Below are 12,179 nucleotides of genomic sequence, written 5' to 3' on the forward strand. Positions count from 1 at the left end.
GAGACGTGTAAAGCATGACAGTACGCTTGCGCTGAAGGAAAAATGGCGAAAGATCTCCAGTCTGCAAGTTCAGTCAGTGAAAATCGCCCCTTATCGCGTCTCCGATCCGTCACGCGGAGCGTTGCTGCGCGACCGGATCGTCGAAGTCGCTGCGCGCCGGATCGAGGCCAAGCCGGTCGCGCAATGTACCGTCGCGGTATTCGCCCCGGAACAGGCCGCGCTTGCGCAGCAGTGGAACGACCTCACTGGTAAAGATTGTAAATTGTGTCGGCAGGATCGGCGGCATGACGTTGAAACCGTCCGCGGCACCCGACACGAACCAGTCCTCGATCACGTCGGCGATCTGTTCGGGCGTTCCCGTCGCGGTGAAATGCCCGCGTGCGCCGGCCAGGCTGTGCAGCAGACGGCGCAGCGTCGGCCGCTCGCGGGCGACATGGGCCGTGATCGCCTGTGCGCGGCTGCGCGACGCCTGCACTTGCGACGGATCGGGGAAATCCTCGACGGAAAGAACCTGGTCGAGTTTCAGATGCGAGAAATCATGTCCGCCGAATCGGTTCGACAGCCGCGATAGACCGACACTCGGATGCGAGAGCTCGTTGAGCTCGTCCCATACGCGTCTCGCCTCGAGCTCGGTCGATCCGATCGCAGCACTGATCCCCGGCAGGATGACGATCTGGTCGGGCGACCGTCCAAGCGCGCGGGCCTGCGTCTTGATGTCGGAATAAAATGAAATCGCGCTCTCCTTTTGCAGATGCGCGGTGAAGATGGCTTCGGCATAGCGTGCAGCGAACGCCCTTCCGTCGGTGGAGGCACCTGCCTGCACGAAGACCGGCCGCCCCTGCGGAGAGCGCGGGATGTTGAGCGCGCCTGCGACGGCAAAATGGTTGCCGCGATGCTCGATGCGCCGAATGCGGTCGGTCCGGGCATAGAGCCCGGTCTCGCGATCGTCGCGGATGGCGTCCCTCGCCCAGCTATCCCACAGCTTCGACACCACCTCGACGAATTCGTGGGCGCGATCGTAGCGCTGATCGATGCCGGCCTGCCGCTCCTGTCCGAAATTGGCCGCCGCTGCCGGCGCCCACGAGGTTACGATGTTCCAGCCGATGCGGCCGCCGCTGAGATGGTCGAGCGAGGCGAACTGCCGCGCGAGGTTGTAAGGCTCGCTGTAGGTCGTCGAGGCGGTTGCGATCAACCCGATCCGCTCGGTCAGCGCGGCGAGCGCGCCGAGCAGCGTCAGCGGTTCGAGTTCACCGCGCGCGGCATGACCCAAATCCTCTCCAAGCACGACATGGTCGGCGAAGAAAACCGAGTCGAGCTTCGCCGCCTCTGCCGCCAGTGCGAGATCACGGTAATAGGCCAGATCGGTCGGTGCCCGCCGGGTCGAGCTATTGTGGCGCCAGGCGGCCTCGTGGTGGCCGCGGCTGTGAATGAACAGATTGAGATGCATTTGGCGGGTCATTGGGTTGGTCCTAAGCTTGATCCTGTCGAGCGCGATCAAACGGTGTCCGTGACGCCCAGTGCGGCGAGAAGCGCGCTACGCAGGCTGTCAAAATGGCTATCCTTGGCGCGCGGATGAGCGAGCATGACGGGGCGGTCGACCACGATTTTCCCGCTTTCCATCACCAGAATCCGGTCGGCAAGCTTGATGGCCTCATCGACGTCATGTGTGACGAGCAGCACGGTCGGCTGCTGCTGCCGGATCAGGCGAAACAGCAGTTCGTGCATCCGCAGCCGTGTCAGCGCATCGAGGGCCCCGAAAGGCTCATCCGCAAGCAGTAGATTGGGCTGGCGCACGAGGGAGCGCGCCAAGGCCACGCGCTGCTGCTCGCCTCCCGACAGCGCGTTCGGCCAGGAATCTTCGCGCCCGGCGAGCCCAACGTCAGCCAGAGCCGCGCGCCCGCGCCGCTCGGCATCGGCCACGCGAAAACCGAAGATGACGTTCTGCAGGACGCTCTTCCACGGCAGCAGACGGGAATCCTGAAACAGCACGGAACGATCGTCGGGCGCCAGGATTGAACCCTCGCCGTCGACTTCATCGTCGAGACCGGCAATCGCGCGCAGCAGCGTGCTCTTGCCCGAGCCGCTCTTGCCGATCAACGCTACGAACTCACCGGAGGCAAAGTCGAGCGATACGCCATCGAGCACAATGCGGCCGAAGAAACGGCGGGTCACGCCGCGGAGGCTGACGGCGGGAACAGCACTTGACGACGCGGGACGGAAGGCGTGGACCGAGGCGTTCATTTCGCGGATGCCGTGCGATAGGCCATGGCCTTGCGCTCCCAGAGCCGAACCGCAAAATCCGATCCCAGGCCGAGCGCGGCGTAGATCACGAGGCCGACCACGATGATGTCGGTCTGGCCGTAATCCCGCGCCCGGTTCATGAGATAGCCAATGCCCTCGGAGGTGTTGATCTGTTCGAGCACCACCAGCGCTGCCCAGCAGGTGGTGACGGCGAGCCGGAGCCCGGTGAAGAAACCCGGCAATGCGCCCGGAAGTGCCACCTCGCGCAGGAAGGCCGTGCGCGACAATCTCACGGTGCGGGCGAGTTCGACGTAGCGCGCATCAATCCCTGTGAGCGCCGCGTGCGTATTGATGTAAACTGGTATCAACACGCTCGATGCGATCAGCGCGATCTTCATCGCTTCGCCGATGCCGAGCCAAAGGATCGCCAGCGGGATCAGCGCCAGCGTCGGAATGGCGCGCTTGATCTGGACGAGACCATCGACTGACGCTTCGCCGATACGGCTGAGGCCGGCCGTCAATGCCAGCGCGAGGCCGATCGCCACGCCGATTCCGAGCCCGAGATAGGCGCGTTTGGCGGAGGCCAGGAAGTGGTCGACCAGCGTGCCGGAGGCCAGCAGCTTGGCGCCGGTGAGCAGGGCTGTCGATGGCGCGGCCAGAAATTTCGGCGACAGCCAGCCCACTGCCGATGCGAATTCCCAGAACACGAGCAGGACCACGGGTCCGAACAGAATCGCGGAACTTGGAAGCCGGCGCGGCACTAGCCTGGGCAGCTTGCCGGATTCGGATTGCCGGGGCGTCCCGTACCATCCGAATTTCCGCGTGTCGGCCGACTTCTCGGCAACATGCAGCGGAAGGCTCAAATCATCTGCTCGGTCCGACATGGCAGGTTTCAATGACCTTTTGCGGCAACGTCATCGAAGCGCAGGTCGAATTCCTCTCGCGCATCAAGCCGCTTCGGCAGGTCGCCCGCTTCAAAGATCACGTCGATCAGGGATTGCTGCCGAGGAATCAAACTGACCAGCGAAGGGAATTCGTAGACGCCTTCCGATTCGACGATCTTGCGGCCATCGGCCGGCTTTAGATTCTGCTGCTTGACGTAATAGGCCTCGACCCATGCGTCGATGTTCTTGTTGGACCAGCGGCTGGCCTCGACCCAGGCGGCCACGAACTCGCGGATCGCCGCGGCCTTTGCCGGATCGTCCAGCGCCTTCTTGCTGGCATAGAGGTAGGTCAGGCTTTTGGGCAGCCGGTCGTTCTGTGCCTTTGGAACGGAACTGGCGCCGCGGTCGGCGAAGTCGGCAAGATAACGCGAGAAGTGCGGCTCGTTCAGCGCGGCAACGTCAACCTGGCCCGACCGGATCGCATCGGGAAAGTCTCCGGCCCGCAACGGCACGAGGCGGACATCCTTCCGGGTGAGCCCGGCCAGCTTCAACGCGTTCAGCACGAAGGGCTGACGCCCGGTTCCTTCGCCATAGGCGATGCTCTTGCCGCGCAGTTGTTCCAGGCTTTCTATCTTGAGCCCGGCGCGCACCGCGAGGAAATAGTCCGTCTCGGACGAGGTTCGCGCGGCGACGATTGGAATCTGTTCACCGGCCGCGTGGGCCTGGATTGGCGGTGTGTTGCCTACCGTCGCGAGATCGAGCGCGCCCGCCCGAAAAGCTTCCAGAATGGCCGGGCCGCCGAGGAAATTCGCATAGGCGATCGTGCTCGAGAGATTCTTTTGCGCGCCCGAGGCACGCAGCAACGTTTGCAGCACCTGGTTTTGGTCGGCGACCACGAGTTTCGTACCGGAGGGAACGCGTGCCTGCGGCACAGATTGCCCCGACGCCGCGCCCGAAGCCATCGTGACGACAGGCAGCAGCAGGCACCACGTCAGAAAACCCCGGCGCTGAAACATCATTTTTGCGGCGGGCCCTTTGGTCGACATGCTTGCTCCTCATTCCGGATGACGGCCGCTCTGGTTTCCCGGAAAGGGGCATCACCGATCAATACTGGTGAGGAATCGTCCTGTTAGTCAAACAAATGCTCTTTCGATTGGTGCGTGATAAAGCGAAGGGCATTCTCTCACGCGCGGCACAGACGAGAACAACGATCTCATAGCGAAATTCCGGCACCACGGGGACACGACTCCATCACACGCTTCGCCCGACCAAAGCAATATCGAAAACCTATTGTTCGATTTGTCGCTTTTGCGACTGAAATATTTTCACGCACGAATGAAAATCCAGAAGCTGCTGAGGTAATGGTGCGGGCTTCTCCGCCGCCTCCGACATTCAAAATTTCATTTCGTTGACCTCGCGAAATACGCTCTTCATGCTTGCGCAGTGATTTTCGCACTTTTTTGTGTGCAGACGGGCATCCGATTGGCGATGATGATGAAGCGAGGGTTGCTCGACTCGCACAGTGTCCACCACAACAGAGCACCCATGTCGAACGATTTGAGCCTGGATAATCAAGGTCCTGCCGGCGCAGGAACCATAGGTTCGGACTGCGCGACACATCGCCTGATGCTTGCCGCCGTTCGCGTCTCAACCAGCGAATCGTGGTTCGAGCGGCATGATGGGCCGACGCTTCTTGTGGCTGCGGCCATCTACGCGGGCTGGCTGTTTCTGCTCACCTCGCATGCTTACGTTCCCTGGTGGATCACCGCACCACTCGCCGGTTACATCGTGCAATGGCACTTCTCCCTGCAGCATGAGGCGATCCACAGCATGCGGGGAATACCGAAATGGCTGCGGCGCGCGCTGGTCTGGCCGCCGATCGGCATCTGGTTCCCGTTCGAGCTATATCGCCAATCGCATGCGCGGCACCACCGCAACGATCACCTCACTTATCCAGGTGAAGACACGGAATCGTACTACCATGAGGAGGAAGACTGGGAGGATTACGGCAGCTTGTCGCGGTGGCTCCTGATCGTCAATCAGACATTCCTGGGCCGGCTGTTTGTCGGCCCGTTGCTCCGGACACCGCATTTTCTCATCAAGGAAGCCAGGAAAATATTGGCCGGCGATCTCGCCAATCTCGGCATATGGGTTCGCCACCTGATCGGAGTGGCCTTGGTCCTGCTGTTCGTGGCAGAACTTTTCGAAACGTCCGCTTTTCGGTACCTTGCGGAGTTCGTCTATCCCGGCCTCATATTGGGCATGATGCGCAGCTTCACCGAGCATCGCTGGGGCGAGCGGCCCGGCGAGCGTACCGCGGTTGTCGAATCGAACTGGGTGTTCGGCCTGCTGTTTCTATGGAATAATCTTCACGTCGTTCATCATACCTACCCGACGCTGCCGTGGTGGAAGGTTCCGCGCGTCTGGCGGGAACATCGCGAGCTCATCCAGGCTCACAATGGCGGGTTCGTGTTCAGAGGGTATGGTGAGATCGCGCGGCGATGGCTGGTGACGCCGAATTTCATTCCGGTTCATCCGCCGAGCTTCGCCAGCAGGAGATTGGCATCCTGACCCAGCTGTCCCCCTATTCCGACCGACGGTTTCGATTTCAGGGCTCTTCCACCGGGCCTGATCGGGCGCACGCGAGCGGCGACACGAATTGGTCGGCGAGCCTGCCGATGTACGCACTTCCCGAAATGGAAGCCGCCAATGCCGCCTTCCTGGCCGTTTTGCAGCAGCGGCTTCGCGCCAGGGGCATTCCCGAGATCTCCTTTACCCAGGTTTGCGGTTATCCGCTGTTCAAGCACGACCGCGATCGATACCGCATGCTGGCCACCCCGCATTACGCGATGCCCGGATGCGTGGGATCGAGCCATCGCGCTTTCTTCATGGTCCGCGCCAATGATCCGGCGCAGCGCCTGGAAGATTTGCGCGGGCACGTATTCGGCTGCAACAGCCTGTTGTCGAACTCGGGAATGAACCTGCCGCGGCTGTCACTGGCGCGCATCGCCGGCGGCAAACCTTTCTTTTCCGCCGTCGTGATGACCGATGCGCATGTCACCAGTCTCGAACGGCTCCACGAAGGCAGTATCGACATTTGCTCGGTCGATAACGTGACATGGGGCTTTTACAAGAAGTTCCGTCCTGTCGCCGCCGCGCGCTTCCGGATACTCGACGAAACCGTCTCCAGCCCGTCGTTGCCATTCGTTACGTCGGCGAATACGACGGAAACCGAGGCGGTCGCGCTTGCCGAGACCCTGTACGAGATCACAAGGGATCCGCAGCTCGCCCACATACGTGAGGCACTGGAACTCACTGGTCTTTCCGTGCCCGATGTCGCCGCCTACGAACGTTTGGCCGATTACGAGCGCGAAGCCGCCGAGCTTGGCTTTCCCGAAATAAAATAGACGCTGAACTGTCGAAGGCTGCGACGGCCAACAGGGATGCCGTCATTTTGCTTTCCGCTGCGCAAGCCTCGTGCCGGTGCGTGCGCAAGCCATCGTCATGTTCCCGCAACGTCCGATCGCATGCTCCGTAGGATCCTTCGCATCAGGATCTCTCCGTCCGTCGTTACAAACCGCTGGTCGGCGCGCTGATCGAGAACGTCGATCTGACAAGGCCGCTCAGCGACCGCAACAAGCTGGATCTGAATCGTGCTTTGACGGAGCATGGCGTCATTTTCATCCGCAATCAGGCGCTGAATTTCGCGCAGCATGTCGAACTCGCCCGCATCTTCGGCAATCCCATCCAAGAACATCTATCTGCCGTCGGTGAACGGGCTGGGCTATCTCATCAACTATGCCCAGTTCACGTTCGAAATCTCGAAGATGTATGCGGGCATCATCACCCTGTCGCTGCTCGGGCTGGTGTTGAACCAGGGGCTCGTGCTGGTGGAACGTCGGCGCACCGCCTGGAAAGGCGAGGCGTGAAGGCCCACGTGTCGGCTAGGCGTAGGAAATGAACTTGAACGCGGGACCGTTTGATCCCGAACTCTTGCCGCAAAGCGAGCCCAGCGGGGTCACGACCCCGGCGGGAAGAACACCAGCGCACGCACTTCGATGCTCTCTCGCGGCGGCGCGTCGGGAGTGAGCGGATTCTCGAATGAGGTGTGAAACGACAGTCTGGCGCGGCCGTCATTGGCGCTGTCGTGGATCCGGATCAACAGGGCTTCGTCGGTCTGCATCTCCGAGAAATAGTGCCAGCGATGAGCTGGATTGTATTCGACCCTCGACGTCTCGCCGCGAACATGGGCATAGACGAGGTCGCTGGCGATCAGGTCATCATCCGTGAATGTCTGCGCGTCACATAGCGCCAAGGGTGAATCCAGCACGGGTCCGCGGACCGGCCGCCAGACGTTGACGATGCCAAACCGGTGCCGCAACAGTTCGTCCGCCTCGGCGCCGAGGTGGTCGCGGACGCGCCGAGGCGCCGAGTTTACCGTGTGGTCGTTGTGCACTTGCCGCGATGGCGGGGCCAAACCGGGCAGCGTGGCGTTGCGGACGTTGTGGTCGAACACGACGACGCGGCTGGCACCAAGCCTGTCGCGCAGCAATTGCTCGACCTCGGGGTAATAGACACGCTTGATCTCCTCCGGATCGTAAAAATCAGCGACGGCGGTCGGCGCCTTGACGAGGGTAAAGCCGTTGCGGTCAAGCGTGAACTCGGACTCGCGGCCGCGGGCGTCCTCGATCGACACCTCGCGCGGATCGTCGATGCCGTTCCACTGCGGGACGCCCGGCGGCGGTTCAATGCGATAAAATGCCGGTCTTTCGGCACCGCGCTTGAGGTAGTGAAGCGTCGTGGTGAGATTTCGAGCGGCGGTGGCTGCTTCGAGTGCCATGGTGGCTGCTACTCCGCGTCAAATGATCTTGTTACGCCGATCTTTGGGTTGTCCGCCGCGGTCAGGGATCGATACGCCACAAGCGGGCTCCGATCGAATCGCGAAGAAGTCGCGGCTGCCTTACGTTGCGAAAATCTAGCGCAGGAAGGTGCCAACGTCAGCGTGATGATCCACCAAAGAGTCGAAGGGAGCGCACGCGATTCTCCAAAAATGATTTGGCTAGGGGAAATTGCTTCTCTGCCAGACATGGCGCCCATTCGCGCAGTGCGATCGATGCGCATGTCGATACGACACGCCGTGTCGATGGTTTGCCCGCGCAGCCGGTAGCCGCGAGCGGTCACTCCTCATCGAGCAAAGTGTTCTGTCGCTTGAAGCCTCCCGCGAAATTTCATCTCCAGGTCTTCTCAAATACAAAATTGACGCTTTGGCGCGCCGCGAACTAGCCTTCCACTGAGACCTATCGTTCCGATCGCGTGAGAAGATGGAGCGCTGCAGTGCAAATTGAGGCTGGACTTCATCCGGGCGACGAAGGAAAGACCTCGCCGAAGCACGTACGCGATATCGATCGGCGCCCATGGACCGCAGTCGAGAAACACAAACTGAGGGGCCTCGTCAGCCGACAGGTGTCCGCCGCAAAAATCGCAAAACAGCTCCGGCGACCGCTCGCCTCGATCAGGATCATGGCGACAAGCCTTGGCCTTACCATCGAGCAGGGTTGAAGCCCTCCAGTCCTGCTCGCAAAGAGTATCAACCATGACACAATCTTCCGATCTGCAACGCCGTGCTTTTTTGACCGGAGCAGCGGCTGCGGCCACCGGATGGTTGGCGAGCAGCGGCAATTCCCTTGCAGGGCCGCCGCTTCAGGTTCCGGTCTGGACCCGTGAACAAGGCGCGGCAATCGTCAGTCCGCCCTACGGAGTTCCTTCCCGCTTCGAAGACGGCATTGTCCGGCGACCGCGAGCGACGCCACCGATACCGACGGCGGCATCCAGCGGAACGCCTTTGCAGCATCTGCATGGCATCATCACGCCGGCGGGCCTGCATTATGAGCGGCACCACGCTGGTGTGCCGGCGATCGATCCTGACCACCACCGCCTGGTGGTGCATGGCCTGGTCGAGCGTCCCCTCGTGCTATCGATGGACGATCTGCTGCGCTTTCCGTCGGTGTCGCGGATCCATTTCCTGGAGTGTTCCGGCAACACCGCAACATGGAACAGCGGAAACCCGAAATGGACCGTACAGGATACCCACGGCCTGCTCAGCTGCAGCGAATGGACGGGCGTATCGCTGGTGACGATCCTGGGAGAAGTCGGACTCAAACCCGGCGCCAAATGGATATTGGCCGAGGGCGCCGATGCGGCGGCCATGAGCAGAAGCATACCCATCGAGATCGCACTGGACGATGCCATCCTTGCTTACGCGCAGAACGGTGAGCGGCTTAGGCCTGAGCAAGGCTATCCGTTGCGGCTGTTCCTGCCGGGCATCGAAGGCAATATGAGCATCAAGTGGCTCCGCCGCCTCAAGGTCGGCGATCAACCATTCCAATCGCGCGAGGAAACGTCGAAATATACCGACCTGATGCCTGACGGTACCGCGCGGCAATTCACGTTCACGATGGAAGCCAAATCGGTGATCACGTCGCCCTCGGGCGGCCATCAATTGCGCGGACCAGGCTTCTACGAAATCAAGGGGTTTGCCTGGTCGGGACGCGGCAGCATCAAGCATGTCGACGTCTCGATCGACGGCGGCACGACATGGCGTACGGCGGAGTTGCAGGAACCAGTACAATCCAAATGCCTGACCCGCTTCCGGTTACCTTGGGATTGGGATGGCGGGCCGACGCTGCTGCAAAGCCGCGCAACCGACAGTACCGGCTATCGGCAACCAACCAAACAACAACTCATCACCGCGAGGGGCCTCAACTCTAACTACCACTTTAACGCCGTCTATGGTTGGCAGGTCGGCGAGGGTGGAGCCGTTACCCATGTCGTTTAATCGGACGCAGGCGGCCTTCGCTATTGCTGTATTTCTTCTTGTTGGGCAGGCCGAAGCCCAGACGGTCGGGCGGTATAAGCTCGGACACGTAGCCGATCCCGGCGAGATCGCGGCCTGGGATATCGATGTGCGCGGGGATGGAACTGGACTGCCTGCCGGCAGCGGCAACATCGAGCAGGGCAAGGCAATCTTCGCCGAGAGTTGCGCGGCCTGCCACGGCGACAAGGGGCAAGGCGCAATAGGCGACATTCTGGTCGGCGGCAAAGGCACCCTCAATACCGCAAAGCCGATCAAGACGATCGGCAGCTTCTGGCCCTATGCGCCGACGCTCTACGACTATGTCAGCCGCGCCATGCCCTTCAATGCCCCGCAATCCCTGACGCCCAGCCAGGTTTACGCCGTCACGGCCTATCTGCTGTTTCTCAACGGCATCCTGCCGGAGAGCGCCAAGCTCGATGCCAGCTCGCTGTCGCGAATCGAAATGCCCAATCGCGGGGGATTTACGTCCGACCCGCGCCCGGACGTGCCCCCTCCGGCAGCTTCGATACAGCGGTAAGCCGGAACGCGCGTCAGTCTCCCTCAGGAGCCCACACCAAGCGGGCTCAAGCGCGGAAGCGGCGCGGAATTGTCCGGCCGGCGCAGCAGGTTGAGGATGTGGCGCTTCAGGCGCACGAACTCGTTCTCGGTGACGAGTTCGGCGTGACGGGGACGCGCGAACGGCAGGCGGATGTCGTCGATCACCCGCCCCGGCCGCGCGCTCATGACGATGATCCGGTCGGCAAGGAAGAGCGCCTCCTCGATATCATGGGTCACGAACACGGTCGTGGTCGGAATCTTGGTCCAGATGTCCAGCAATACTTCCTGCATCAGACTGCGCGTCTGCGCATCCAGTGCACCGAACGGTTCGTCCATCAGCAGGACCCGCGGTTGGCTGATGAGAACGCGCGCGATCTCGACCCGCTGCTGCATGCCGCCGGAGAGTTGCGAAGGGTAGAAGGCCTCAAAGCCGTCAAGACCGACCAGCTTCAAAAACTCATCCGCAGAGCGGCGTCGCTCGACCTTACCGACGCCGCGCATCTTCGGCCCGAACGCGACATTGTCCCGGACCCGCTTCCAGGGAAACAAAGTGTGTTGCTGAAACACGATGCCACGATCGGGGCTTGGGCCGGCGAGAAGCTGATCGTCCACGGTCAGCCGTCCGTGCGTTGGCTGCAAATGCCCGGCCAGCGCGCCGAGCAAGGTCGACTTTCCACAACCGGACGGACCTAGAACGCAAACCAGTTCACCCGGCGCGACCGCGAAATCGAGGTCGCGGACCGCCTCGAAGGCATCCGCGCCCTCCCCTAGCGAAATCGAGACATTCGCGACGTCGATGCGACCCACGGCCTTTGCCGGGATATCGGCAACCCGGATGTTCATCGCGCGACCGCCGAGTGCCGCCACGGCATCAGATAGTGTCCCAGCGTCGTCAGCAGCCAACTGCTGCCCATTCCGAGCAGGCCGATCACCAGCATGCCAACGATGATGTCGGCATAATTCTGCAGCGTGTAGGCCTCCCACGTGTAGTAACCGATGCCGAACTGACCGGAGATCATCTCTGCGGTGACGAGGCAAAACCAGGACGTACCCATGCCGATGGCCAGTCCGGTGACGATGCTGGGCGCGGCGCCAGGCAACACGATCTCGCGCAGGATCGCGACGGGCGTGCCGCCAAGGCTGCGCGCGGATGCGACCAGCCGGCGGTCGATGTTGGCGACACCGTGCACGGTGTTCAGGATGATCGGGAACAGCGCACCGATGAAGGTGATATAGATCATCGACAGTTCTGACGACGGGAACATCAGGATCGACAGCGGTATCCACGCCACCGCGGGAATTGGCCGCAGCAACTCGAGCGGCGGCAACAACAGATCGCCAGCGGCGCGCGACCGGCCGATCGCAAAACCGAAGGCGATGCCGATCACGACCGCCGCACCGTAGCCGGCGAACACCCGCCACAGGCTGCTGCTGACATGCGCGAACAGTTTTGGCGACTTCAGCAGGATGATCGCGGACTGAACGACCTCGGTCGGGGGCGGTACATTGCGGAACGTCACGACGCCCAGATGCACGTGCAACGACGAAGCAAGCTGCCAAAGCCCGATGCAGGCCAGGATCGATCCGGCCCGCACCAGCCACCGCAACATCGGCAGCCGGTCAATGGTGCGTCCGGATGCCAT

General features: G+C 61.8%; 14 protein-coding genes. 6 read left to right on the forward strand and 8 right to left on the reverse strand.

Annotation, left to right across the window (positions count from 1 at the left end):
• Positions 1-109: 109 nt before the first annotated feature.
• Genes V1283_RS31195 through V1283_RS31210 form a run of 4 tightly spaced genes read right to left on the reverse strand, consistent with a single transcriptional unit; the run spans position 110 to position 4,171 of the window.
• Positions 110-1,459, reverse strand: a complete 1,350-nt coding sequence (locus V1283_RS31195; RefSeq protein ID WP_334390463.1) for an LLM class flavin-dependent oxidoreductase — start codon at positions 1,457-1,459, stop codon at positions 110-112.
• 35 nt (positions 1,460-1,494) lie between these two features.
• Complete coding sequence (locus V1283_RS31200) at positions 1,495-2,241, reverse strand: ABC transporter ATP-binding protein (protein WP_334390464.1); 747 nt, start codon at positions 2,239-2,241, stop codon at positions 1,495-1,497.
• On the reverse strand, positions 2,238-3,125 hold the full coding sequence (locus V1283_RS31205; RefSeq protein WP_334390465.1) for an ABC transporter permease: 888 nt from the start codon (positions 3,123-3,125) through the stop codon (positions 2,238-2,240). The genes V1283_RS31200 and V1283_RS31205 overlap by 4 nt, the downstream gene beginning before the upstream one ends.
• An 8-nt stretch (positions 3,126-3,133) precedes the next feature.
• Positions 3,134-4,171, reverse strand: coding sequence for a PhnD/SsuA/transferrin family substrate-binding protein (locus V1283_RS31210; protein ID WP_334390466.1), 1,038 nt, complete (start codon positions 4,169-4,171; stop codon positions 3,134-3,136).
• Positions 4,172-4,670: 499 nt separating this feature from the next.
• Between V1283_RS31210 and V1283_RS31215 the strand changes: the two genes are divergently transcribed.
• Together V1283_RS31215 and V1283_RS31220 are read left to right on the forward strand one after the other, a co-directional pair.
• Positions 4,671-5,696, forward strand: coding sequence for a fatty acid desaturase (locus tag V1283_RS31215; RefSeq protein WP_334390467.1), 1,026 nt, complete (start codon positions 4,671-4,673; stop codon positions 5,694-5,696).
• A 107-nt stretch (positions 5,697-5,803) separates the two neighbouring features.
• Complete coding sequence (locus V1283_RS31220; protein ID WP_334390468.1) at positions 5,804-6,532, forward strand: phosphate/phosphite/phosphonate ABC transporter substrate-binding protein; 729 nt, start codon at positions 5,804-5,806, stop codon at positions 6,530-6,532.
• A 95-nt stretch (positions 6,533-6,627) separates the two neighbouring features.
• Here the strand turns inward: V1283_RS31220 and V1283_RS31225 are convergent, their stop codons facing one another.
• A complete protein-coding gene (locus V1283_RS31225) occupies positions 6,628-6,840 on the reverse strand; it encodes a hypothetical protein (RefSeq protein ID WP_334390469.1) in 213 nt (70 codons plus the stop codon).
• On the opposite strand from V1283_RS31225, the gene V1283_RS44830 reads away from it, so the two are divergent.
• Complete coding sequence (locus tag V1283_RS44830; protein ID WP_442895894.1) at positions 6,736-7,086, forward strand: TauD/TfdA family dioxygenase; 351 nt, start codon at positions 6,736-6,738, stop codon at positions 7,084-7,086. The two genes, V1283_RS31225 and V1283_RS44830, sit on opposite strands and share 105 nt — an antisense overlap.
• Positions 7,087-7,143: 57 nt before the next feature.
• Here the strand turns inward: V1283_RS44830 and V1283_RS31235 are convergent, their stop codons facing one another.
• Positions 7,144-7,965 (reverse strand): CmcJ/NvfI family oxidoreductase, encoded by an 822-nt coding sequence (locus tag V1283_RS31235; RefSeq protein WP_334390471.1) that lies wholly within the window; start codon positions 7,963-7,965, stop codon positions 7,144-7,146.
• 494 nt (positions 7,966-8,459) lie between these two features.
• Between V1283_RS31235 and V1283_RS31240 the strand changes: the two genes are divergently transcribed.
• The 3 genes from V1283_RS31240 to V1283_RS31250 are packed head-to-tail and all read left to right on the forward strand — an operon-like array spanning position 8,460 to position 10,516.
• Positions 8,460-8,684, forward strand: a complete 225-nt coding sequence (locus V1283_RS31240; protein ID WP_334390473.1) for a hypothetical protein — start codon at positions 8,460-8,462, stop codon at positions 8,682-8,684.
• 34 nt (positions 8,685-8,718) lie between these two features.
• A complete protein-coding gene (gene soxC, locus V1283_RS31245) occupies positions 8,719-9,960 on the forward strand; it encodes a sulfite dehydrogenase (protein WP_334390474.1) in 1,242 nt (413 codons plus the stop codon).
• Positions 9,950-10,516 (forward strand): c-type cytochrome, encoded by a 567-nt coding sequence (locus tag V1283_RS31250; RefSeq protein WP_334390476.1) that lies wholly within the window; start codon positions 9,950-9,952, stop codon positions 10,514-10,516. The genes soxC and V1283_RS31250 overlap by 11 nt, the downstream gene beginning before the upstream one ends.
• A gap of 23 nt (positions 10,517-10,539) precedes the next feature.
• On the opposite strand, the gene V1283_RS31255 is transcribed toward V1283_RS31250, so the two are convergent.
• Together V1283_RS31255 and V1283_RS31260 are read right to left on the reverse strand one after the other, a co-directional pair.
• Positions 10,540-11,379, reverse strand: coding sequence for an ABC transporter ATP-binding protein (locus V1283_RS31255; RefSeq protein ID WP_334390477.1), 840 nt, complete (start codon positions 11,377-11,379; stop codon positions 10,540-10,542).
• Positions 11,376-12,179 (reverse strand): ABC transporter permease, encoded by an 804-nt coding sequence (locus V1283_RS31260; protein ID WP_334390478.1) that lies wholly within the window; start codon positions 12,177-12,179, stop codon positions 11,376-11,378. The genes V1283_RS31255 and V1283_RS31260 overlap by 4 nt, the downstream gene beginning before the upstream one ends.

Source organism: Bradyrhizobium sp. AZCC 2262, assembly GCF_036924535.1.
Taxonomy (GTDB): domain Bacteria; phylum Pseudomonadota; class Alphaproteobacteria; order Rhizobiales; family Xanthobacteraceae; genus Bradyrhizobium.

Bases quoted from the DNA above. Each gene is read 5' to 3' on its own strand.
- V1283_RS31205 (WP_334390465.1), bottom strand. From the start codon at position 3,125: ATGTCGGACCGAGCAGATGATTTGAGCCTTCCGCTGCATGTTGCCGAG.
- V1283_RS31235 (WP_334390471.1), bottom strand. From the start codon at position 7,965: ATGGCACTCGAAGCAGCCACCGCCGCTCGAAATCTCACCACGACGCTT.
- V1283_RS31200 (WP_334390464.1), bottom strand. From the start codon at position 2,241: ATGAACGCCTCGGTCCACGCCTTCCGTCCCGCGTCGTCAAGTGCTGTT.
- V1283_RS31250 (WP_334390476.1), top strand. From the start codon at position 9,950: ATGTCGTTTAATCGGACGCAGGCGGCCTTCGCTATTGCTGTATTTCTT.
- V1283_RS31195 (WP_334390463.1), bottom strand. From the start codon at position 1,459: ATGACCCGCCAAATGCATCTCAATCTGTTCATTCACAGCCGCGGCCAC.
- V1283_RS31210 (WP_334390466.1), bottom strand. From the start codon at position 4,171: ATGTCGACCAAAGGGCCCGCCGCAAAAATGATGTTTCAGCGCCGGGGT.
- soxC (WP_334390474.1), top strand. From the start codon at position 8,719: ATGACACAATCTTCCGATCTGCAACGCCGTGCTTTTTTGACCGGAGCA.
- V1283_RS31255 (WP_334390477.1), bottom strand. From the start codon at position 11,379: ATGAACATCCGGGTTGCCGATATCCCGGCAAAGGCCGTGGGTCGCATC.
- V1283_RS31260 (WP_334390478.1), bottom strand. From the start codon at position 12,179: ATGGCATCCGGACGCACCATTGACCGGCTGCCGATGTTGCGGTGGCTG.
- V1283_RS31220 (WP_334390468.1), top strand. From the start codon at position 5,804: ATGTACGCACTTCCCGAAATGGAAGCCGCCAATGCCGCCTTCCTGGCC.
- V1283_RS31215 (WP_334390467.1), top strand. From the start codon at position 4,671: ATGTCGAACGATTTGAGCCTGGATAATCAAGGTCCTGCCGGCGCAGGA.
- V1283_RS31225 (WP_334390469.1), bottom strand. From the start codon at position 6,840: ATGCTGCGCGAAATTCAGCGCCTGATTGCGGATGAAAATGACGCCATG.